The following is a 25,247-nucleotide window of genomic DNA, read 5'->3' as shown; positions in this document are numbered from 1 at the left end:
TTTTGAAGTCCTTTAGTTATATCTTGAGGTGTCCATTCATTTACTAATATTCTCTTAACAGGCTTTTTATTTTTTGCCATAAGAAAAATTAAAAAGGCGATTAATTCACCTTCTCATATACTTACTTGATTTTATGTGTAAATATAAAAAGTAATTAGATATGCTCAAATATCAACATTTATTGAGCCTATAAAAAAAAAGCTTATTTACACACAAGATTTAATTTATACACTATAAATTAAATTTAATATAGTCATGTAAAAGTAGAAAAATGCAAATATTTTTACACACTAATATTATTAAATTTATAAATTAAAGAAACTATATTAGATGCAGAATATTGAATTTGAATGTAAATTTATGGTATATCTGAAAAAGATAAGATGGTATACTAGAAGTAGTATATAGAGTAATGTGGGGAGATTTAAAATAATGAAGAAAGATTCACTTATTCAAAATAATATAAATACAGATGCAGATGCTAGCATAAAAGGATTATACTTACAAAAACTTAGAGTTGCAAAATATTTATTAAAGGCAGTTCTAGAAGATAAAAAAGCTGTATATTGTACACTAGAATATGTTGATGATGTTATTGAGATTGATATGGATAGTGAAATAACAAGTATAACAACAGAACAAAATAAAAATTATAGTACTCCTTTTTCTATAAATAGTGAAGAAATAAAAAATTCAATAAGGATATTTTTTGACAACTGGAGAAAGGTTGAGGAAGATGAAAATATATCTTTTATATTTTATACAAATACTGGAATAAGTAAAGAAAAAAAGATAGGTATTTTAAAAGAATTGGATATAGATTTGCCAGACGTACCAATAATAAATTTATTAATAGAAAAACAGTATGATGAAGCGTTTCCCGTAATTCTTCCTGTTTTTAAAGAATATTATATACAGCAGCATAATAAACATATTAATAAAAATGATAATGCTGTTGACATATCTTATTATGAAGAATTAATTAATAGTATAGACAAGGAAAAATGGAAAAAATTTTTTGGATTAATAGAGTGGAAATTCGGACAAGAAGACGAAGAAGAATTAACAAACACTTTAAAAATGTATATTAGATATGTATGTGATAAATTAGATGTAGAACATAAATATGTAGACAATATATTTATATGCTTAATTGGATTGATAGATTATAAATCATTAAAAAAGAATTTTTTAGACAAAATGGTTCATGTAGCAGAGATAAAATTACTATTTTTAGAATGGCAGAGGGACATTAAATTGAAAGATAAACTAGCTGTTCAAAATAATGATGAAGGATTAGATCCAATATATGAAAAATGGGATGAAGTAAATAATAATGATGATATAAGAAATTTAGAAAAAAAATATTTGATGTATGTAATGATTTTGATGAAGATGAAATTATATATTTGCAGGAGATGCTTATAGATGGTAAGTTTGAACAAACAAAGCACTCAGAACCTAAAAAAGTAAAGGCATATAATTACAGAATATATAAAGAGTGTTACAGGTATATAAATCGTTTATTAAAATCAAAACAATTAGAAAAATTCACTCAGCAAGAAATAGAAGGAATAATAGATGAAATGACAGATAAATGTTATATGTTAATTTTAGATAAAGGTAAAACTTATAATATCCCTTATAGAGATAGAGATATGATTAGAAAAACAATATTAATTTTGTTTGAAGAATGCTTTATAGCATTAGATTAGGTTGGTGAAAAGCGTGAACAATAAGAAGAGAATGATGTATTTAGTAGATGAAGACTACTATTTTATAATAATAAAAATACTGCTTATATTAGATGCTTTAGGTCGTGGTAAATCTAAATTTATAGATTATAGAAAATTATCATTTATTATTGAATTTATAAAAGATGATTCTACTATGAAATTGTTTAGAGAATCTATAGAGCATAATAAGTCTAGCAAACTTCATATTGATGAAAGGTTATTTACTGTATACTATAATGCAAATATGCAACAATCACTTATAAAAAGAGTGTTGTTTTTTCTAGAAAAAAGACAATTAATAGTTCTATTTAAAAATGATAAATATGCATGTATAGATGTTAGTATTGTTGATAATAAAGAAATAAATGAGGTTTTAAGTTCAAGTATATTTAATGAAGACAAAGAACATATAAATGAAATAAGGCAAAATATTAATAAAATAAAGAGTATTAAATATGATACATTTATTGAAAAAGTTTTTGGAAATAGAGAGGTATCAAAATGGGATATTTAGCAATTAGAAAAGTAATATATCAAGGTGATAATTATACTTTTGAATCTCCAGTAATAAATGATGGAATAATTATTATTGAGGGAGATAATGAACATGGTAAAAGTACATTCATGGATCTTATATATTATGCACTGGGTGGTAAAGTCTTAGAATTTTATCAAAAAGATAAAACTTGTGATAGTAAGCACATTGAGATTTATAATGATACGAATAATTTTGTTGAGTTACATGTTGAAATTAACGGTGAAGAATATGAACTTATAAGAACATTCAATAAAAACATTATTTACATAATTGATAGTGATAAAAATGTAACAGAATCACAAATTTATAGGGGAAATAATACAAATGATACTATATTTTCAGATTGGATATTAGAAAAATTAGGAATAGAAGTATTTGATATAATTCAAGGAACTAAACAGTTTAAATTAGGTTTTAATGATTTAATGAGATTAATATATCATGATCAAAAAACTGAGGTTGATAAAATTTATAAAAATCCACAAAATGAAAATTTTGTTTCTGACTCATTGCAAATTCGAAATGCAATTTTCGAAGTTTTAATGGGGGAGGTATACAATGAATATTATTATCTTTTAGGTAAATATAAATTAAAAATGAAGGAATATGATGATAGTGTTGCATCTATAAAAACATTTAATGAATTATTAAGAGAAATTACTAGTGATGAACTTGAAAATATAAACTACATAGATGAAAATATAAGAATTAAAGAAAATAATTTGAGAAATCTAGAAATAGAAAGAAAAATTGCAAGAACAACTATAAATAATCCAAGGGAAAATATAGAAGATATAGAGTTAAATAAAAATAAAATTTTGATTTTGCAAGATCAAATATATGAGGTAAATAAAAGAAAGAAATCTATAGAGGAATCTATTGATAAGATAATAGTTTTGATAGAGAATACTGAAAAAGAGATTGAAGAAATAAATAAAATAAGGTTTGTTAATAAAAAATTAAATTTATTTTCTCCTAATACATGTCCATATTGTTTGAATACTGTAGAAAGAGAAGAGAATAAATGTATTTGTGGTAACACCATTGAGGAAGAAGAATATGAAAAATTCTTTTATTCAAATGAAGAATACTTAGAAATAATACATTTGAAAAATAAATATAGACAATCATTGAATTCAATTTTAGAGAAAAAGAAAGATAGACTTGATTCAACTAAAGAAGAAATTCTAATATTAAAAAATGAAGTAGAAAATTTAAAGGAATATATTAATGATTTAGCAATAGATACTAATTCTACCTATGGCTCAGCATATGTAAGAAAGATAGATGATAAAATAAAAGATATTAGGCAAGAAATTAGTTCATTAGAGCAGTATAGAGAACTTGCACTAAAGAAAGAGGAATTACTAACTAATTCGACAAATTTAAGGAAGGAATTAGAAGATTTAAAAATAGATGTAAATGATAAACATAATAGTGCTCAAAAAGATATTAATATAAAACGATTTAAATTTAATGAAATTTATAATGAATTGATGAAAAGGGCAGATAAATATTGTTATGAAGCATATATAAATGATATATATATGCCTATTGTTAATGATAAGTCATATAGAGCTAGAAGTGCATCTGTACCAAAACGATTAATGTATTTTTTGACACTATTAATCATGAGTTTAAAGTATAATACAAATTATCCTAGATTTTTAATGATTGATACACCTAATAAAGAAGGAATCGATATTGACAGACTAAAAATAATATTAGAACAATTAAATGAAGTAAATAAGTATATAGAAAATAATGATGTAAAGTTTCAAATTATCCTAACTACAGGAATAAATATATATCCAGAAAGTTTAAAACAAAATATACTTTTAACTATGAAAGATGAGGATAAATTGCTTAAAATAAAAGGTAAGAATAAAAAATAAAAATATTATATAAAAAGTGTATTAAATAGATAATATTACTTTAAAATAAAAACTAGAAGAATATTTATAATAATATAATTATTTTTCTAGTTTTTTAATAGAAAAAATAATTTATAATTATTAATATCTCCATATGTGAAACAATATAATTATTTTTATTTAACAAAATTTATTGTAAGTGTATATCGTTATATAATTTAAGAATATTTATTTTTTAAGCTTGAGAAAAATAAAGTATTTCAGAATCATATACTACACGACTATAATTTTCAATTCTAGATAAAGCAGTACGGTCTAAATATAATCCTATAATAAGATGTAGTTTTACTACAAATTGTTCTTGTGAAAGTCCACATTTTTTCTTAAATATATGAATGAAATATTTTCACTTAGAGTTAAAAATTGCTCGGTTTTTGAAGAAGTTGCATTAAATATAGTAAATCCATTGGAAATTTTGAGAGGGGCAATAAGCAACTCGGATGATGGAAATGCATATTTAAATAGGTATGTAATAATTTTAAAATATTATTGCACACCTATTTTTAAGTATTGATAATACTTGCAGTGGATTTAATATACATTAAAATTTATATCATATTAATCATGAAGTATATAATATATAAATTATAATAATACTTCATATAAGTCCTCAATTTTAATGTCAAGAACTTTTGAAAAATATAACAATTCATAATCATATACTTCTCGTTTGTAAGTTTCAATTCTAGCTAAAGAAGCCTGATCTAAATTAAGCCCTAGTAAACTTAATTTAATAATAAAATTCCTTTGTGATAGATTATTAAGTTGTCGGTACTTCTTTAAATTACCACCAATTAAATTTCTCTTATCCATATTAAATGCTCCTTTTAACTTAAAATAATATGAATGTATTTTATAATAATTACCAATACTAATTGATGAGGTAAACTCATCAAAAGTAAATTTTGCAAAGAGGTGAGAAATATGAGTGGTAAATATATCCCTGCAGTGAGTGATTTTTCTATTTTTAGAGAGGTTGCATCAAATATATCTAATCCTCTAGAAATAATTAGGGAGGCAATAAGTAATTCAGATGATGCAAATGCAAATAAAATAAATATTTGTATAGATAGAAATTTAAATGGTCAATTAACAATAAGCATTGAAGATAATGGTGATGGAATGGATATAGATGGTATACATAAATTTTTTAATTTAGGTTTTTCTGATAAATCAATTAATAAAATTGGTGAAAAAGGTGTAGGAACGAAAATATTTTATAAAAGTGAAGAGATATATATAGAAACACATGATAAAGAAGGTAATTTATATATTGCAGATATGTTAGAACCATGGGAAAAACTAAAAAATAATATAATACCTGAATATATTATTCAAAAATTTGAAAGTGATGGAAAAAGAGGTACTAAAGTTGTTATTACATCATATAAAGCTGATAGCCCAGAAAACTTTTTTAATTTGGAGTCAGTAAAAGATTATATACAATGGTTTACTATAGGAGGTAGCTTTAGAAATATATTTGCAAATAAAGTTAATGTGAAAAAGCAAATTAATAATATAGACATAGTACCTCAAATAATAATTGAGGATAGAATAAATGAAAAATCAGAGTTAATATCAGGTATACATCAATTTGAAGAACCTAATGAAAATATAAAAGGGTATAATTTTACAGATACATTATATACATCAGATGATTATGCAAGAACTTTTGGGCCGTATATTAGAGAAACAAATATTAATGGAGAATATGTTTCTGTTCAAATTTATGGAACTGTAAGTGGTATGAACGCAAAAAGAAAGATATGTTCATTAAATACAGAGAAGGAATATAAGAGCAGATTCGGTTTATATTTATGTAAAGATTTTATACCTTGTGTGAAGATGGACGAGTTATTAGATACTGATGAATATTACCATTATCACATAGTGGCTAATTCACAAAATTTTAAATTAACCGCAGATAGAAATAATATATCTAATATAGATGATGTAAGAGTAAAGTGGGTTATGGAACAGATTTCTCAAGTAGTTAATAAAGAAATAAAGCCAATAGCTAATAGAGAATATTTTATGATGAAAAAGAAAGAAGAAGATTTGAAAAAATTAAATGAAAAATATTTTAGAACTAAAAAAAATATAAAACAAGTGATTAAAAGTCAAAGGCTAGGAGTAGAAGAATTAGGAATGGCTAAAGTTCCTAAAAATGAGCTTGAAACAGCTTTAATCTTTGCGTCCATACTATCTAATTTAGATTATAAGCAATATATACCTATGATTAAATATATTTTATCCTATTCTAATAAGACTTCTACTGATATGGTATGTCTAAGTAATAAAGGAGAAAATATATTGGTTGAAATTGAATTAAAATTAAAAAATTTTCTAAATCATAACCATCCTATAGAAACAGTGGATTATATAGTTTGTTGGAATGTAAATCTTGAAGAAAATCATATATATAAAATGAATAACAAAAGTTGTATATTTGTGAATAGCAAAGAACGTAAATACCTGATGTTTGATGAAAAAGAATTAGAAGTTATTGAGTTAAAAAGTATTATTAAGCAAATTATAAATGAATCAGAGAGAGTATTATGTTAAATCTCGTTGAAGGAGATGCATTAATATTTTAAAGGAGAAAAAGAAATGACTAATTTATTTTCACGTACTGAAATTTATGAATTAAAAAAAAGTATTAATAAACAGAAAAATAATTATATAAATAGAAAAGACCTCGATAAAAATAAGCTACAATCGTTAAATAATTTTTATGATGCTTTATCAAATATGGAAAGACAATCAAGTAAAACGACTAAAAATTTAAAATAATGTATGGTATTAATTTAAGCTAATAAATTATATAAAAAATAGAAATTGCATAATAATGTAAGTTATTACTATTTGTAGCTTTTATAATTGTATGAGATATAGTGTAGATAGATATTCAAGTCTTACAGATTTATGGCATGGGAAAATTTCTAAATCTTCCTTGAAGGCTACTACCAGATTGTAATATTTTATGCTTAACTAATTTTATAATAATACAAACTTGAAAATAAAGAACATAAAACATATTTTGATATTTATAAAATCAATATTTATATAAACGGCTATGTTTTAAATAAGTGTTAAAAATGATAGAATAAGAGTAAATGCACAATTGTTATATATTGTGAATAAATATGTTTAGAGCCTGCCTTATATAGTGTATAATATAATAAATAGTTTTAGTATAGTACTTAAAAGAGGTGTGATATGGAAAATTTAAAAGAAATAAGATGGAAACAGAGATTTGAAAACTTTGATAAATCATATAAATTATTAAAAAAATATTCTAATAAACCAATAACAACAGAACTTGAAAGAGCTGGAATAATACAATTTTTTGAGATGACATTTGAATTAGCATGGAAAGTTCTAAAAGATTATCTTGAATCAGAAGGTTATATGGTAAAAAGTCCAAGAGAAACAGTTAAACAAGCTTTTCAAATAGGACTAATAGATAACGGACATGTTTGGATAGATGCTTTAGCAAATAGAAATCTAACTACTCATACTTATGATGAAGAATTAGCAAATAAAATGACAAATGAAATACTAAATGCTTACCTTCCAGAATTAGAAAAAATGTATGACAAATTATTAAAGGAATTATAATATGTTTGGATTATTAGATAGAGATATAAAATATATACATAAAGCTCTAAAGCAACATAGTGAAATTGAAAAAGCTATTATATTTGGAAGTAGAGCAATGGGTAATTATAAAAAAGGCTCAGATGTGGATATGGCTATAATTGGCAAATATGTGGATAGCAGCATTATTTATAAAATAGAAGATTGCTTAAATGAAATTTATCCTTTGCCATATTTTTTTGATATTATTCAATATAACGAAATAACTAATGAAAATCTAATTAACCATATAAATAATGAAGGTAAAGTTATCTATACAAAAAATGAAAATTCGCAAATTTAATATATTGCCAACCAGAAGGGTAGGAGCTATGCTCCTACTTTTTTTATTATATTTCTATTGTTAAGATATTTTTAATATAGGATATTTATTAAAGGTTTGTAATTTAAATATGTTTAAATGATTTTAATTAAATGATAAAATGATTATAGTAAATTATAATAATGGGGGATAAAAATGTCGTATCAAAGTGAAGCGCAATTAGAACAAAATCTAATTAAGCAACTTGTAAATCAAGGATTTAATAGAGTAACTATATCTAATGAAGATGAACTTAAAGGTAATTTTAGAAGAGAGCTATTTGAACATAATAAATCTAAATTAAACAATGAACCATTTACAGACAAAGAATTTGAAAGAATACTTAGATATGTTGAAGGAAAAAGTGTTTTTCAAAGTGCAATGGCTCTAAGAGATAAGTTTATATTAGAAAGAGAAGATGGAAGCGAAGTATATATAGAGTTCTTTGACACTAAAAATTGGTGTAAAAATAGATTTCAAGTAACTAACCAAACTACAGTAGTTGGAAAGTATACAAACAGATATGATGTGACAATACTTATAAACGGTCTACCACTGGTACAGATAGAATTAAAACGTAGAGGACTTGATTTAAAAGAAGCTTTTAATCAAATAAATAGATATAAAAAGCACTCATACCAAGGACTATACAGATATATTCAAATATTTGTGGTAAGTAATGGGGTAGATACAAAATACTTTGCAAATAGTGATAAAGAAATTTTATTTAGTCATACATTCTTCTGGAGTGATGAAAATAATAATAGAATAAGTAACTTAAAAGAATTTACAGAAGTTTTCTTAGAAAAATGTTTTTTATCAAAGATTATATCAAGATATATGATAACTAATGAAAGTGATAAATTATTAATGGTTATGAGACCATATCAAATATATGCAGTAGAAGCACTTGTAACTCGTGCTTTTGAAACTAACAACAACGGATATATATGGCATACAACAGGTTCGGGAAAGACTTTAACATCTTTTAAAGCAAGTCAAATATTATCAAAAGAGCCGAATATAAAGAAGGTATTTTTCTTAGTAGATAGAAAAGACTTAGACTCTCAAACTATAGCAGAGTTCAATAAATTTGAGCCAGATAGTGTTGATACAACTGATAGAACAGATACTTTAGTAAAACAAATAAAAGATATAAATAAGCCACTTATTGTTACAACTATACAAAAGATGGCAAATGCTATAAAGAATGATAGATATGCAACAATAATGGATCAATACAGAGATGAAAAAGTAGTATTTATAATAGATGAGTGCCATAGATCACAATTTGGTGATATGCATAAAGCTATAAACAAACACTTTACAAATGCACAGTACTTTGGATTTACAGGAACACCTAGATTTTTTGAAAATAGAAGTCAAGAGGGCAGAGTTACAGCAGATTTATTTGAAAAATGCTTACATACATATTTAATAAAAGATGCTATAAATGATGGAAATGTGCTAGGATTTTCTGTTGAATATATAAAAACATTTGATGGTGATATAGATGAAAGTGATGATACAAAAGTAGCTGCAATAGACAAAGAAGAAGTATTTATGGCAGATAAAAGAATAAACTTAATTGCAAATCATATCGTGAAGCATCATAATGGAAAAACTAGAAATAAAGAATATACAGCAATATTTACAGTGCAAAGTATACCAATGCTTGTGAAATATTATGATGCATTCAAAAATATAGATCATGATTTAAAAATAACAGGAATATTTAGTTTTGGAGCAAATGAAGATTTAGAAGGAAAAGATGAACATTCTAGAGATTCATTGGAGAGAATAATTACAGATTATAATAAAATGTTTGATTGTAATTATTCAACAGATACATTCCAAGGATATTTCTCAGATGTATCTAAAAAAGTAAAAAGTGCAAAAATAGATATACTAATAGTTGTAAATATGTTCCTAACTGGGTTTGGTAGTAAAACATTAAATACACTATATGTTGATAAAAACTTAAAATATCATGATTTAGTACAAGCATATTCCAGAACTAATAGAGTGGAAAAATCAACTAAACCTTATGGAAATATAGTTTGTTATAGAAACTTAAAGAAAAATACAGATGATGCTTTAAAACTATTTTCACAAACAGATACAACAGATGTAGTTCTTATGGAAAACTATGAGTATTACTTATCTAGATGGCATAGTGAACTTAATAGACTAATAGATTTAGTACCAACACCACAGGATGTGGATAATCTGGAGAGTGAAGAAGATAAGAAAAAGTTTATATTAGCTTTTAGAGAGCTTTCAAAGATATTAGTGAAACTAGAAACTTTTGTAGATTTTGAATTTAGAAAAGAAGAACTGGGAATAAGCCAACAACAATATCAAGACTATAAAAGTAAATATTTTACAATATATGAAATGGTGAAAAAAGAACAAGGTGAGAAAGTTTCTATATTATTAGATATAGATTTTGGCATAGAACTTATGCATAGTGATAAAATCAATGTGGGATATATAATGAATTTAATAAAAGATATTGACTTTTCTACTGAAGAAAAAAGAGATAAAGATATAAAAAATATAATTGCAACACTAGATAGAGCTGACAATATGAATTTAAGACTAAAAGTTGAGTTACTAAAAGAATTTTTACAAAAAGTAGTACCAACACTTGATGAAAATAGTGATGTTGACTATGAATATACAAAATTTGAAGCACAAAGAAGAGTACAAGAGATAAATTATTTCGCAGATGAATTGGTTTAGATGCAGATTTTATAAATGATTCCGTAGCAGAATATGAATACTCAGGAATAATAAATCGAGTAGAAATAAGTAATGAAGTAAAGGAAAAACTAAAACCAAAGTTTTTAGAAAGAAAAAGAAAAGTAGAGCAAGTTAAAAACTTTGTCTATGAACACGTGGCAAAATACAATATATAAAAATAAAAAATATAAAAATTGTTATTTTAAAAAATAGCAGAAAAAGTCCTTGACCTTTTCTGTTATTTTTATTATTCTTAAATTAGAAAATATATATAGCTATTTTTAAAAATAGCAAAACGAAAGGGATGTAATATTGAAATTAGAAAAGTTAGGAAAAGTAAATCATGGATTAACCATATCTAGAATTGCAGCTAAACCAGACCAACAACAAGAAGAAATACCTTTATTTACAATGCAAGATTTAAATATAGAAATGGGAAATTATGATTTAAAATCAGAAGAAAAAACTGTATCAGTAAACAAAGAAACCTTTGATAAAAGCTTGTTATCAAAAGAAAATATAGTAGTTATAGGATTAACAGTACATAAATCTTATGTAATAGAAAATCATCATGCAGGAAAAATAATACCTTCAAACTTTGCTTATATATATTTGGATGAATCAAAGATAGATTTAAATTATTTTACTTGGTATTTTAATGAACATCCAAACATAAAAAAGCAATTACAAGTAGCTACACAAGGATCGATAATAATGGCTTTATCAATACAGATGCTTAGAGAGTTAGAAATAGATTTACCTAGTATAGAGATACAAAGAAAATTAGGTGAAATCTATAAATTAAGACGTAGAAAAGAAAAAGTATTGTATGAAAAAAATATCTTAGAAAAAGATTTATATAAACAATTAATGATTAAAGCATTAAATAAAAATAAATAAGATTTAATATGGAGGTATTATGTATGTTAACAAAGCTAAAAGAAGAATTTGCTTACTACACTAGAGAGGAATCAAGGGCTAATTATAGTAGAAAAAATGAGGTATTTATAGAATACTTAGAAAAAGAATGTGGAGTAAATGAAAAAAATTTTAGGGAAATTTTAAGTAGTATAGGCACAGATAAAATATTAGATAGTATACAGTTTTATGTCCATAATTATGGTATAAAGTATAAGTCAACAGTAGACAATTATATAACAGCTTTGAAAAGTTTCTTTATATTTTTATCTAACAATTATAGTATAAATAACTCTACATTTGATAGTAGCAAAGAAACATTAAATTTAGATAATATGATACGAGAGAAAATAATACAATTAGAGCTAAATACAACTGAAATGAAAGAAGCTATAAGTGAAAAAGAATTTAATGATCTCTTAAAAGAATGTGATTTAGCAATAAAAAATTATGATGAATATAGTTATTCAAAGGATACTAATAGACATAAAAGTAAAACGAGTTACTTTTTATCTGCAGTAATGATAAAATTAGTAATGTTTACAGGAATTAAGAATAAGGTAATTTTGACTATAAATAAAAGAGACTATGATTATGATTTAAATAAAATAAAAATAAACGGAAATTGGATTAATCTACCAGATGGTCTTTCATATGATATGAAGAAGTATTTTAAGATAAGAAAAGAGATATTAGCTTTTAATAATGTACCTGATTATGATGACAAGCCGTTATTCATCAAACCGTATGGAGATTCAATCCCTAAAAGTAATTTAAGTAGCACTGTGTATAAGGTTATGAATAATGTCATTGGAACATCAGAGGGTGAAAGGCTATCTAAATATGTCATAATGAACCATATTGAAGCAGGAATGGATATATTAGAAATAATAAATTTAACTACATTTAGTATAGAAACATGTATGAATTGTAGAGAGCAACTTAATATTAAATTAGATAATGACCGAAATAGATATATAAATACAAGGTTAAGAACTTCTAAACTATATGAATTATTATAGAGTGTATTAATAAAAAATTAAATATAGTAATTTATTATTTTCAAAAACATTAAGATAAAATTAAGGAGAAATAAAATGCAAACAAATGAAAAACAACAAGAACAACAAAGAGAATTACACACAAGATTATGGGCTATAGCAAATGATTTAAGAGGAAATATGGAAGCCAATGAATTCAAAAACTATATCCTTGGATTAATATTTTATAGATATCTTAGTGAAAAAGTAGAAAATAGAGCGAAAGACTTATTATCAGAAGATGAGATAAGTTATACAGAAGCTTGGGCTGATGAAGAATATAGAGAAGCATTAAAAGAAGAGTTTTTAGCACAATTAGGATATTTTATAGAGCCAGAATTTTTATTTTCTACATTACTTAAAGCAATAGAAGAAGGAAAATTTGATATAGAAATGCTACAAGGTGCAATAAATGATATAACAGAGTCTACACTTGGAGCAGATAGCCAAGAAGACTTTGACCATTTATTTGATGATATGGACCTTACTTCTACAAAGTTAGGAAAAGATGTAAAAAGTCGTTCAAAACTTATAGCTAAAGTAATGGGTAACATAGCAGAAATAGACTTTGTACATGAGGATTCTGAAATAGATGTACTTGGAGATGCCTATGAATATTTAATATCTCAATTTGCTGCAAATGCAGGTAAAAAAGCAGGTGAGTTCTATACACCTCAACAAGTTAGTAAAATACTAGCTAAGATTGTAACAGTTGGAAAGACTGACTTAAAGGATGTTTATGATCCAACATGTGGTTCAGGATCACTATTACTTCGTGTAGCAAAAGAAGCTAAAGTTAGAAAGTTTTACGGGCAAGAGCTTACATCAACAACTTACAATTTAGCTCGTATGAATATGTTACTTCATGATATCGATTATACAAACTTTGATATAAAAAATGATGATACATTAGAAAATCCAGAACATATAGGAATGAAATTTGAAGCAATAGTTGCAAATCCACCATACTCGGCTAACTGGAGTGCTGATTCTAAGTTTTTAGATGATGAAAGATTTAGTGCTTATGGAAAACTAGCTCCAAAGTCAAAGGCAGACTTTGCATTTGTTCAACATATGATACACCAATTAGATGATAAAGGAACAATGGCAGTAGTACTTCCTCATGGTGTACTTTTTAGAGGTGCAGCAGAAGGCGTAATAAGGAAGTATCTAATAGAAGAAAGAAACGTTCTAGATGCTGTTATAGGCCTTCCTGCTAATATATTCTTTGGGACAAGTATACCTACAGTTATATTAGTGTTTAAGAAGTGTAGAGAAAACAGTGATATTTTATTTATAGATGCTTCTAATGAGTTTGAAAAAGGTAAGAATCAAAATAACTTAACTGATGCTCATGTTGAAAAGATTGTGGATACTTATGTTAAGAGGGAAACTATTGATAAGTATAGTTATGTGGCTTCTATGGATGAAGTAAGGGAAAATGATTATAACTTAAATATTCCTAGATATGTAGATACTTTTGAGGAAGAAGAACCTATAGATTTGGCTGCTGTCAGTGAGAGGATTGCTAATATTGATAAAGAGATTGCTAGTATTGATGAGCAGTTGGAAGTTTATTTGAAAGAACTTGGATTGTAAGGGGAGGTGGATGATATGAGTAAGATACCGAAGCTTAGATTTAAGGAGTTTAGTGGTGAATGGGAGAGTATTAGATTAGGTGAACTTGGAGAGTTTAAAAAGACATATTCATTCTCAAGGAGTGTAGAAGGCAAAGGAGATTATAAACACATACATTATGGAGATATACATATGAACTACAACGGAATTATAAGCAAAGATAAATTAATACCAAGCATAGATATCCCAAGTGATGATAATTATGAACTCATAAAAGAAAAAGATATTATATTTGCAGATGCATCTGAAGATAGAAAATATCTAGGAAAGGTTGCAGTTGTAAGAAGTATAGAAGGTAACGTACTTTCTGGACTTCATACTATGTGTTTCAGACCCAATGAAACTCTAAGTAGTGAGTTTTTCTTAAATCACAGTTTAAATAAAGAATATTTGAAGTTTATGTATACTAGAGGTAATGGTGCTAAAGTATTAGGTATATCAAAAGCTAATTTATCAGAATATAAGTTTTTAGCTCCTTCAAAAGAAGAACAAGAAAAAATTGCTTCTTTCTTTTCTTTAATTGATGATAAGATTTCTCTTCAAGGTGAGAAGGTTGAGGCTCTTAAAGATCATAAGAAGGGTATGATGCAAAAGATTTTTAGCAGGGAGTTAAGATTTAAGGATGATGAGGGGAGAGACTATCCTGAGTGGGAAGAAAAAAGCTTTAGAGAAATTTTAACTTCTAGAATAGAAAAGCAAATCCCATCACAAGAAGCTCCACTTATGGCATTTACTTCCACAGGAGGAATTGAACCTAAGGGAGAAAAATATGATAGAAGTTTTCTTGTTAAAAGTGATGAAAAATTATATAAGCGTACAGAATTAAATGATTTTATATACAGTTCTAATAATCTTGATGTAGGTTCAATTGGATTAAATAAATACGGTACAGCTGTAATATCAGATGTTTACGAGATATTTATTATTAGTAAAGAAGTTTCTTGTAATTTTATAAGTGAGCTAATTCAAACGCCTAGAGTACTAAATAAAGTTATTAGTTATCGTCAAGGTGTAATGTATGGACAATATCGTATCCATGCTGACGAATTTCTAAAGATAAGAGAGTTGATACCTTGTTTAGAAGAACAGAATAAAATAGCAAATTTCTTATTTGATATAGATGAGAAAATTAATAAAGAGCAAGAAAAGTTAGATTTTTTAAATGAATATAAAAAAGGGCTATTACAACAGATGTTTGTATAATAAAAAATAATCAAAATTAACTTTACAAACAAAATATCTATGATATTATTTGATAGAAATTTGACTTAGGAAATATTAAGGGGGAGTGTATGAAAAATAAAAGAGAATTTTTTTAAATTAAAAGTATATAAATAACTTAACTTGTTTAAAATTCTAAGATATATCTAATATTACTTAGTAATATTAGATATATCTTATTTTTTTATTATAAATATTAATTAGTAGGGACTGTTTTTGATTTAGTATTAGTTGATGCATTAGTTGTGTTGTTAGTAATTTTATTGTTACAAAATTCTAATTTCCAACTAAAATAGTCATTATCTGGATTTTTTTCATATCTAAATAAAGCATCAAATTTATTTCCGTTTTTACTTTTTAATCCCTTAACTTCAACGATACCATCTTTTAAAAGTTTTTTAACCATAGTTTTAGTAGGTTTCTTTCCGAATGCTTTTAAATAATTATCTTCTTTCCATATAACAAATTTACATCCACTTTTCCAGTTACTACACCCAAAGCCTTTTTTTCCTTCTATGATAGGGCTATTACAAAGAGGGCAATTACCTAAGATTTCTAAAGGTTTATCATCAAATTTACTAGGTAGTAGATTTATGACAACATCATTATCATCTTTTATTGCATTAACAGATGCTTTGGTAAAGTCAAATATCATACTTAGAAAAGTATTTTTATCTATCTTAGACTTTTCTATATCATATAGATTCTTTTCAAGCTTTCCTGTGTACTCAAGGTCGAATAACTCCTTTATAGGGAATGTTTCTACCAATTTATTACCTAAATCAGTAGAAGTTAGCGATTTACCTTTTGACTGTATATATCCTACAGTTTTTAATTTTTTAATAGTTTCAGCTCTAGTTGCAGGAGTACCTATACTAAATCCATTTAAAACTATTTCTTCATCATCAACTTTTCTTCCACAAGTCTCCATAACACGAAGTAATGTTTTTTCAGTATGCAACTTTGGTGGAGTAGTAGTGTGAGTAGTTACTTCGCATTTATTAACATTAACTATATCATTGATAGATACGTTAGGCAGAAATGTGTCTTTATTATTTACTTTTTCAACTTTTTTCCAACCTTCAACTTTTTGGATTTTGCCTCTAGAAATAAATAGACCATCCAATTCTACATTATTTATTTTTGTTGTAAGCTTAGTTTCCTCGTATTCACTTGAAGGCATAAATTGCATTATAAATCTATTTTTTATGGCATCATAAACAATTTGCTCATCAGATCTAAGTCCCTTTGGAATGATATACGTAGGAGTTATTGCACTATGGCTATCAACTTTAGAATTATCAAATATTCTTTTTGTTTTTTTAAACTTTATTTCAGGTTCATATGGAAGTCCTGTTTTCAGTGTATTTAAAACCTTTTGAGTTTTATCTACTAAACTTTCCTCTAGCACAATACTAGCTGTACGAGGATAGGTTATAAACTTCTTCTCGTACAAGCTCTGGCAGACCTTAAGAACCTTATCTGATGACCAACCATTATATTTACTTGTAATATGTCCTTGAAGGTTTGAAAGGTTAAATAAAAATGGAGGATTCTCTTTCTTTAAATCAACTTCTTTGCCTATAATAGTTGCATCTTTATCTTGTATTTTATTTAGGATGTTTTCTAACTCAGATTTATTATAAAATTTATCCTTTGTATCAGAATCTTCTATGATATAAGTTCCTAAATATTCATCACCAGAAATAGTTTCAAAAACAGCGGATAACTTGAAGTAGTCATTAGGCTTAAAGTTTTCAATTTCCTTACAACGATCATATATTATTTTTAATGTAGGTAAAAGAACTCTACCAATGTTCAATGGTTGTCCACTACCTTTTTGATACTTCAAAGTAGCAACAGAAGTAAGATTTATACCTATAACCCAATCAGCCCATTGTCTACTAATACCAGCATCTCTTAGAGGTTTCATTTCAACTATAGGTATAATTTCTTCCAATCCTTTCAATACTTCCTCTGGTGTCCATTCATTTAATAAAAGCCTGTAAACTGGCTTTTTTACCTGAAGAAACTGAATCAGAAGCCAAGAAATTAGCTCGCCCTCTCTGTCTCGGTCACAGGCTGAGATAACCATATCTACATCATCTTTTGAGATAAGGTGCTTTATTATATTTATTTGTTTAGATGAACCGTCATCAACTTTATTCCTGTCAGAGGAACTACTTTTTACTTTGTATTTAAAGTTACTTGGGATAAAAGGAAAGTTCTCCATTCTCCAAGTTGACATTTTGGGGTCATAATCCTTTGCGTCATATAATTGAACAAGATGTCCGAAAGCCCATGTTATATAATAACCTGGGCCAACAAAATAGCCATCTTTTCTGTTTTTTATATTAAGTGCCTCCGCTATATTTTTAGCTACAGAAGGTTTTTCTGCAATAATTACTTTCATGAAATCAACCTCCTTTGTTGTTTTATTGCGATTTAAATTGTATTACCTTATTAATATTTAATTTTCTTTTTAATTCATAAATCTCTTTATCTTTATCATGTATGCATTGAATTAGATTATTTTTTTCTTCATATATATCTGTAATTTCTTTTTCTAATTCTTTTATTTTTGCTTTTAGATTTTGTGTATCAATTATCTTTACATACAGTTTATCATAAAGATCTAATAATTTATTATAGTTCTCTTGAGTATCTTTTAAAACCTTAGAATTAAAATAATCTGGTTTATTTTCTATACATTTTTCGATATATTCTTTTAGTACTTTATCATTATAAAAAGTTTTTCTAGAACATGTAATGATGCTTGATTTATCTAAATTACTCTTTGAAATAATGTTATTTTTTATTTCTTCTATACTTTGAGATATACGTTCATTAGAGTATTGGATAAAAAATTCTGCTTCTAGAAGTCTTTTTACTGTTTTACTTTCAAGTTTATCTAAAGTATCCATATCAAAAGAAGATAATTTTGCATCAATAACTGTTTTTAATACTTCATCAGATACCTCAAATTCAATCTCATTATTTTCAGGGTTTTTTAGTTCCATTTTTCAATCTCCTTATTTATATCTGATATATTTTTTACAATCTTATCAAGGTAAGGGTATTTTTCCATGATAAAATCACTACCATAATTATTTAAGTCTTCTTGGAGAAGTTCTAATTATTTTTTAAACCTAGTGTTTACTAGATGACTCAATGAATTAAGTTCACGCTTATACTCATTTTCATAGATATTATTTTTAAGGCTTATTTCCTTATTGTGATTGACTATTTTAACTCTTTCCTTATATAAGTTATAAGTGTAGTGTATATCCTTGTAAGTGGGTAATATAACTTGTAAATCTAAAGAGTTATAAATGATTTCTCTTTTTTCACATATATTTTGACTAATAATATTTATACAAACTCCTAAGTCACCTGATGCAACAGGAGCAGATAGTCTTTTTAATCTTTTCAATATTATATCTATATCTGTAAGTATATTGAGATCATTTTCTTCTAAAAAAGAATTTACCCTATCTATACTTTCCTTTAATACATAATCGGATAGTAGTTTTTTATATGTCTCGTTAGCAACTTTATTTGGATCAGTTTCAATTAATCCATTGCTATCTTTAGATAAGAGAGAAAGTATATTTAATGACTCTTTTAAGTCATCTTTTAATTCATGTGCCTTACTATAATAGATGGTCATGTCTTCTGAAAGATGGTTCATGTGCTTAACGATATAATCAAGATGAACATTTGATGTAAATAATTTTGTGCAAACTGTAACCCTAAACCTATGAGGATTTACATAATAATAAACTTCATCCTTAATATCTTCGAATGATATTTTTTTACGTTGTACTGTGGAAAAATCTCTTTCAAATTTAGATTCATTAGTATATCTAAATTCATTTAAATCATCTATTTCAGTTTGCTTTAAATTACTTAAATCAATATCATCTTTATGTCTAACGTAGAAGTCTATAAGGTCATTTCTAAAAACACAATTACTTCTTTTTTGCCTTCCTGTATCACCATTTACATAAATATACTTTCTTCTGATTTTTTCAGCTTGCAGGAGTTCTTCTTCTGACATACTTGCAACAATTTTCCTCATACTAGGAATCGAATATCTACCACCTTTGACTTTTTGGATTTCGCCCTCTCTACCAGCAGCAGTAATTATTGATTTTAACTCAGAGTGTATCGTTCTTTTTTTCTCTACTGCTTGGATCATTAATTTTTCGGCTGTTTTATATGCTATAGTAGCATTTTCTGTTAAATAACAGTATGTATCTTTGTACTCACTCATAGAAGAGGTTGTTTTAAATGTTTTAAATTTGAGATAATTAACATATTTATCTATGGATTTTACATAGATTGACTCAAGCATTCCAGATTCTAATAAAGTTAATTCTTCAGCTCTCATTCCTGTTTCTGCAATAATTATTATTAAACAAGCAATTATTCTTTTAGAGATATGTAAATCTTCATCATTCATATCTTTTATAGCTAAAGATACAGTTTGATTTAAAAATACATCAGGAATATAATCATTCCTTGCTGAAAAGGAATCTCTGTATGTATTTCTAGATTCTTTAGCTAGAGTAGTTAGTTTTTCTTTTATAGCACTATAATTATTCTTTGTACTTTCTTCTAAAAAATCAAATATCTTGACTACGTGAACACAGATTGTTTCTAATCTGTTGCTAGATACGGTTTTTTTCTTACTGTCTAAAAAAGTTTCTAATGATTTTTTATCTAGCATCAAGGGGCTGCTAATATTTAATTCATCCATTCGCCTAAAAAAATCACCAGTAATGCTAAATGTATTTGTTGTACTTCCAAACCCATTTTTTTTAACAAATATGTCTTGTATAATTAAATGCTTTGATATAAATTTAAATTGGGATGGTATACTTGCAAAGTTGAATCTATATAAACGTTTGGCACGATCATTTTTATTTAAGTAATTAAAATCCCAAATATCGTCATTGAAAAAATTTGATGAATCAGATATTCTAAAATTTTCGCTTTGAGTATGATTGAAATTTTTTTTGATATCATTATATTCTTTACAAATTCTAAGTTGTGTAGTTGTTTTTCTGCTGCCATATTAACTATTCCTTCTTTCACTTAATTTCATCATCTTAGAAAGATACGCTGCTAGTAATTTCTTTTGACTTGTATAAAGTTCTTTTTTTAGTGGATTATCAGTGCTTTGTATTTTCTTATCACAATCAATAATAGCATCTTGGAATCGAGGTATTCTATTTATGAAAGTTACAAAACTATCACATGCTAGACACTCACCACTTCCAAGGATACAGTTGGATGATTTACATTCACCTAAATCATCTTTTACAGGTAAAGTTTTTGCTGTACTTTCATCCTCTCTATACAGTATTTCTCCATTTATGTCTACATCATTAAATTGTACCTTAGACATTGCTTCGACGTATAACTCAATAGTATCTTCAATATTTCTATAATAGAAATTAGCAGTCTTATATGTTATTCCTGTTATTGCAGTCAAATCATTAACTTTTAAGCCTAATTTAACACCATTTTTAAATGTACTAGTCATGTAAGTATGCCTTATATTATAAGGGGAGTAGTCTGAACGATCTAATTTTTCACTTACTGAGCTAACTACACGTTTAAAATACGTATAAAAATTTAATCGTATTAATGAATATCGTCTATAGTTAAGACTTTCGTGAACAAATATATATTGATTTAGATTATCACTTGGATTTGCATTAGATATAAAAGACTTAGTTAAATTCAATACTTCTTCTATAAGTTCAGCTATATAAGGATCGATCTTTTGAATTATATATTCATTCTTAGATGTTTTTGATAAATATTTTAACGATATAGTTTCATCATTGTTATATTTAAGACAGTCTCTAGTTAGGTTAAGTATAGATCCTATCCTTAAATTAGTACGCATAAATATTTCAAATACTAAAGTTTGTAATCTTGTTATATTACATTTTTCTAATTCTTTAAATTTATTGTAAAGAATATCTATATCATTATCTGTTATGGTCACTATATCTCTCTTGTTATCTAATTTTGTTAAGTTAAGAATATCTAAATGTGTTTTTTTAACGTTGTATTTATCACTATAAAATTTGAGATACTTCCTAATTTGTTTAAAAATAGACTTTTGACTTCCAGTATTAGGGTAGTCTAACTCAATTATACTTCTATAGTAAGTTAAAAATGGTGAACTAAACTCACAATCCTTAGATGATTCATTTAAATCTAAAATATCTGAATCAAATACCTCCTTTGCTTTCAAAAAGTACTTTATTATAGATAAACCAGATATTATTGAAGGTAAGTAGCCATCATTATTCCAAATGAAATTTTTAATATCTTCTTTATATTTATCGTTGAATTCAGAAGTGTCATAATATAACGCACGACTATTTGCTGTATGTGCGTTATTCATACTTTGAATAGAAGGAAGTAAGCACACTTTATCATATGGAGGATAATCTTCAAGTTTATTATGATACATAAACTTATATCCTTGTTTATAATAAGAAATAAAGTTTTTCTCTTGAAAAGCATTTTGTAATTGCTTAGATACTCCTATAGGTGCATCTGATTTAATTGATAAATTAACTACAAATCTATAAAAATACAATAATATCTTTGTGAGGTTAAGTTTTTTACTTTTTATATCATCAGCGTATATAGGGGCCAAATTGTTAAAGTAATTAAATTGTATTTCAAACAAATCATCATCAAACTCTATTAATGAACAAGGGATTTTACTATTACAACTTTCATTAAATAAATGTATAAATAATTTAAGTGGCTTTATATAATCCTCTATCCTATTGAAATCATTTATAAAAGCATCAAAAACAGCTTTTATAAAGTCATTAGAATTTACTAGATTAAAAGTTCGTTCCAGCCCTTGAGTCATTCTTTTTGCTGTCATAGGTATAGACCATAGAATTATATCGTCATATCTAGATCCAATAGGGTATACGGAATAGATATATTTTTTAAGAAAATCTTTATTAGATTCTGTTATTACCCTTAAAGATGCAAGTGAATTAATAATATCTGCCACAAATATATTGTAATAATTTCCAATTTCTTTTATATTATCTAGGTTGTTGTACTTATTTAAATCATATACATATCTATAAAATGTATATAAGTAATAATAGAATCTGTTAAAAGCAGTATTACCGCTTGTATTTTTTATATATTTAAGTATGTTAGATATAAATGTATATGTAGGTTTATCAGTTAAGTTAGTTCCTAACTCCAAGCATAATTCTTGATTATTAAATATATAACAGAAAAAGTCCCAATTTAAATCATTGATTTTATTGATTAAAGTCATCGAAGAGACTACTTGTGTAAGTGCATAAGCATCTACATATAGTAAATAACGGGAAGAATCTGTATCAATCCATGATATATCTATATCTGAAATTCTTTTATATAAAAAATCAATTAATACTGATTTTAAATCTTCATCTTCAATATTTTCATTTATTAATTCTGAAATTTCTGATGATATCTGGGTATATTTTTCTTTAATTTTTAAATGCTGCATTATATCAAAATCCCTCCATAATTAAAATTGTAGAAACTACCTAGTCATCAACCTTGTTATACCTTCCAAACGTTGTGTTGAACTCATAGAGGTATTTTTAAATCTTAATTTATCAATTTCTATTGTATTTTTTAATGTATCATCTTCAGTTGGTTTAGTATAAATTACAGTAGATGTTATATTAGCATGTCTTAAACGACTACGAACTTCGTCGATAGGATAGCCATTTTGTATCAATAACATGGCAAAACCATGTCTAAACCTATGATTTAAATTTTGCCTTTTTTTCCCTGAGTCACAAGAGATACCAACACTTTTAAATATAAACTTCAATTCTTTATTCCAACCAGATGTACTAAGTGGAGTACCATTTTTATTTAAGAATAAGTATTTATTTGGTGTTTTTCTTTCTTTTGTTACGCAATCTGATGTTGCAAAATTTTCTCTATTATTTAAAACTACATCTGAAACTTTCATTATGTTTGTTGAAAGTCTTATATACCTATCAATCATGTCCTTAACATGTTTTGTAACAGTTATAGTTTGATACCCTGTATCTTTTTTATTATATTCTGGAGATGTATAATCGTCTTTGTGACTAACTTTATAGCACGTTTTTGCTTTTTGATACTCTTTATCAGTTAATCTATTCCTTATGAAAACTTTATAAAAATCTTTGTTATCTGGATGTATCACTAAGTCCTCTAGCGTCAGTCCTAAAACTTCACCTATCCTTAATCCAGATCCATACATTAATTCGATTATTATTCGATTTCTTAATTTTAATAGTTTTGATTTATCCTGATTTTCTATAAAATCTATTATTTTATGATACTCAGATAGTTTAATATGCTTGGGAGCGAGTACTGTAAAAGATGAATGCCGAGATTTATTAGTTGTATACTTTGTTACTACCTTTTTTTGGGCATGAGCCATCATTCCATATCCATCTTTAACAGTGCTTACAGCTTTTTTCTCAAAGAGCGCTTCATTCATTATTCCAAGAAACTTAAAATAAGACCTCATTATATTAAAGTATTGATCATGAGTAGAATTTGCTCTTTTAGTAGTTAGTTGAAGGGTTATATAGTTTCCTTCTATACTTTGCCCCTGGATAAAGCTACTAAACAACTGTATATCTTTTCTTGTAAACAATTCGAATGGTTTACCAATTATCTCTTTAAATGTATAGAGTAGTTTTAAAAAAGTTAGTGTTTGTTCTCTTGAATTTATAGAGTTATATTTACATTCAAAATTTAAGTAGTTGTAAATATCATCTATAACATTTCCATTCATATCTATCAAAAATAAATAATCGAAGTTATTATGCTCTTTGTTAACTCTAAGAAAGTCTATAGTTTTAAGTAGGGTACTATTTAAGTAAACCTCATAAGAAGTACCAAATATAGAGTTTGCTTCTTTGATTAGTTTTATATCGTAACACCTCCTTGTATTAGATAATTATATTATAGTCAATTATTACACGATAATACAAGAGAGTATATGATTTTAAATATATAAAAAAATAATATAGTCATATTAATATATATGTATATTTACACATACTATTAAGTAAGTATATCTTCTCTATCGTTATCTGTTGCATTTATTATATATTCAATATCATCTCTATGTAATAATGTATTAATTACATCAAATTGATTTTTTTTAGAATCTTCAACCTTAAATTTAAATTTATCTTGTGGAATAAAAGGAAAATTCTCCATCTTCCATGAGCCAGAATATCTATCTTTGTCATAATCTTTCATATCATATAAAGATACTAAATGTCCAAATGCATAAGTTATAATATAACCATTTCCTTCGAAATAGCCATTACATCTAACATTTGCTCCTAAAAAGGATGCGATAGTTTTAGCTACAGATGGCTTCTCTGCTAAAATAAGTTTCATTTCATACCTCCCTTTGAACATTTTTAATATTATCATAGATAATAAAAC

The 25,247-nt window shown here is 25.9% G+C and carries 20 protein-coding genes and 1 pseudogene; 13 read left to right on the top strand and 8 right to left on the bottom strand.

The window, feature by feature from the left end; genetic code table 11:
- Window positions 1-432 precede the first annotated feature (432 nt).
- From J7G74_RS04205 to J7G74_RS04190, 4 genes are read left to right on the top strand one after another with little or no spacing between them, the layout of a single operon-like run.
- Window positions 433-1,428 carry a hypothetical protein gene (locus J7G74_RS04205; protein WP_297132290.1) on the top strand — a complete coding sequence of 332 codons (996 nt, stop codon included), beginning with the start codon at window positions 433-435 and terminating at the stop codon, window positions 1,426-1,428.
- The gene (locus J7G74_RS04200) at window positions 1,419-1,715 is read left to right on the top strand and encodes a hypothetical protein (protein WP_297132288.1); all 297 of its coding nucleotides are present in this window, start codon (window positions 1,419-1,421) and stop codon (window positions 1,713-1,715) included. The genes J7G74_RS04205 and J7G74_RS04200 overlap by 10 nt, the downstream gene beginning before the upstream one ends.
- Before the next feature lie 13 nt (window positions 1,716-1,728).
- Complete coding sequence (locus J7G74_RS04195; RefSeq protein ID WP_297132286.1) at window positions 1,729-2,250, top strand: hypothetical protein; 522 nt, start codon at window positions 1,729-1,731, stop codon at window positions 2,248-2,250.
- Window positions 2,238-4,169 (top strand): AAA family ATPase, encoded by a 1,932-nt coding sequence (locus tag J7G74_RS04190; RefSeq protein ID WP_297132284.1) that lies wholly within the window; start codon window positions 2,238-2,240, stop codon window positions 4,167-4,169. Before J7G74_RS04195 ends, J7G74_RS04190 begins: the two co-directional genes overlap by 13 nt.
- Before the next feature lie 624 nt (window positions 4,170-4,793).
- On the opposite strand, the gene J7G74_RS04185 is transcribed toward J7G74_RS04190, so the two are convergent.
- Window positions 4,794-5,021 (bottom strand): XRE family transcriptional regulator, encoded by a 228-nt coding sequence (locus tag J7G74_RS04185; RefSeq protein ID WP_297132283.1) that lies wholly within the window; start codon window positions 5,019-5,021, stop codon window positions 4,794-4,796.
- Between the two features lie 111 nt (window positions 5,022-5,132).
- On the opposite strand from J7G74_RS04185, the gene J7G74_RS04180 reads away from it, so the two are divergent.
- The 9 genes from J7G74_RS04180 (at window position 5,133) to J7G74_RS04140 (ending at window position 15,713) form a co-directional block, all read left to right on the top strand.
- The gene (locus J7G74_RS04180; protein ID WP_297132282.1) at window positions 5,133-6,773 is read left to right on the top strand and encodes an ATP-binding protein; all 1,641 of its coding nucleotides are present in this window, start codon (window positions 5,133-5,135) and stop codon (window positions 6,771-6,773) included.
- 45 nt (window positions 6,774-6,818) lie between these two features.
- Window positions 6,819-7,001 (top strand): hypothetical protein, encoded by a 183-nt coding sequence (locus J7G74_RS04175; protein WP_297132280.1) that lies wholly within the window; start codon window positions 6,819-6,821, stop codon window positions 6,999-7,001.
- A gap of 426 nt (window positions 7,002-7,427) precedes the next feature.
- Window positions 7,428-7,829 (top strand): nucleotidyltransferase substrate binding protein, encoded by a 402-nt coding sequence (locus J7G74_RS04170; protein WP_297132278.1) that lies wholly within the window; start codon window positions 7,428-7,430, stop codon window positions 7,827-7,829.
- A gap of 1 nt (window position 7,830) precedes the next feature.
- Window positions 7,831-8,151: a nucleotidyltransferase domain-containing protein gene (locus J7G74_RS04165; protein WP_297132276.1), complete on the top strand. Its 321-nt coding sequence runs from the start codon at window positions 7,831-7,833 to the stop codon at window positions 8,149-8,151.
- A 174-nt stretch (window positions 8,152-8,325) separates the two neighbouring features.
- A complete protein-coding gene (locus tag J7G74_RS04160) occupies window positions 8,326-10,914 on the top strand; it encodes a type I restriction endonuclease subunit R (protein WP_330616387.1) in 2,589 nt (862 codons plus the stop codon).
- A gap of 312 nt (window positions 10,915-11,226) precedes the next feature.
- A complete protein-coding gene (locus J7G74_RS04155; protein WP_297132274.1) occupies window positions 11,227-11,814 on the top strand; it encodes a restriction endonuclease subunit S in 588 nt (195 codons plus the stop codon).
- Between the two features lie 23 nt (window positions 11,815-11,837).
- Window positions 11,838-12,854, top strand: a complete 1,017-nt coding sequence (locus tag J7G74_RS04150) for a hypothetical protein (protein ID WP_297132272.1) — start codon at window positions 11,838-11,840, stop codon at window positions 12,852-12,854.
- Between the two features lie 75 nt (window positions 12,855-12,929).
- Window positions 12,930-14,471 carry a type I restriction-modification system subunit M gene (locus tag J7G74_RS04145; protein WP_297132270.1) on the top strand — a complete coding sequence of 514 codons (1,542 nt, stop codon included), beginning with the start codon at window positions 12,930-12,932 and terminating at the stop codon, window positions 14,469-14,471.
- Between the two features lie 15 nt (window positions 14,472-14,486).
- Window positions 14,487-15,713, top strand: coding sequence for a restriction endonuclease subunit S (locus J7G74_RS04140; RefSeq protein ID WP_297132268.1), 1,227 nt, complete (start codon window positions 14,487-14,489; stop codon window positions 15,711-15,713).
- 214 nt (window positions 15,714-15,927) lie between these two features.
- Here J7G74_RS04140 and J7G74_RS04135 read toward each other — a convergent pair whose 3' ends face one another.
- From J7G74_RS04135 to J7G74_RS04105, 7 genes and pseudogenes are all read right to left on the bottom strand, one after another.
- On the bottom strand, window positions 15,928-18,144 hold the full coding sequence (locus J7G74_RS04135; RefSeq protein ID WP_297132266.1) for a type IA DNA topoisomerase: 2,217 nt from the start codon (window positions 18,142-18,144) through the stop codon (window positions 15,928-15,930).
- Between the two features lie 22 nt (window positions 18,145-18,166).
- Window positions 18,167-18,751, bottom strand: coding sequence for a hypothetical protein (locus J7G74_RS04130; protein ID WP_297132264.1), 585 nt, complete (start codon window positions 18,749-18,751; stop codon window positions 18,167-18,169).
- A 116-nt stretch (window positions 18,752-18,867) separates the two neighbouring features.
- Entirely contained in the window at window positions 18,868-20,493 is a 1,626-nt protein-coding gene (locus J7G74_RS04125) for a hypothetical protein (protein ID WP_297132262.1), read from the bottom strand.
- A gap of 167 nt (window positions 20,494-20,660) precedes the next feature.
- Window positions 20,661-20,810: a hypothetical protein gene (locus J7G74_RS04120; RefSeq protein WP_297132261.1), complete on the bottom strand. Its 150-nt coding sequence runs from the start codon at window positions 20,808-20,810 to the stop codon at window positions 20,661-20,663.
- Window position 20,811: 1 nt separating this feature from the next.
- On the bottom strand, window positions 20,812-23,286 hold the full coding sequence (locus J7G74_RS04115; RefSeq protein WP_297132259.1) for a tyrosine-type recombinase/integrase: 2,475 nt from the start codon (window positions 23,284-23,286) through the stop codon (window positions 20,812-20,814).
- A gap of 36 nt (window positions 23,287-23,322) precedes the next feature.
- Window positions 23,323-24,582 (bottom strand): tyrosine-type recombinase/integrase, encoded by a 1,260-nt coding sequence (locus J7G74_RS04110; protein ID WP_297132292.1) that lies wholly within the window; start codon window positions 24,580-24,582, stop codon window positions 23,323-23,325.
- Between the two features lie 287 nt (window positions 24,583-24,869).
- A pseudogene (locus tag J7G74_RS04105) lies at window positions 24,870-25,199 on the bottom strand (toprim domain-containing protein); the annotation flags it as partial.
- Between the last annotated feature and the right edge of the window lie 48 nt (window positions 25,200-25,247).

Source organism: Terrisporobacter sp. (assembly GCF_017888745.1).
In the GTDB taxonomy this organism is placed as follows: Bacteria; Bacillota; Clostridia; order Peptostreptococcales; family Peptostreptococcaceae; genus Terrisporobacter.
This window is presented reverse-complemented; position numbering and strand designations above follow the sequence as displayed.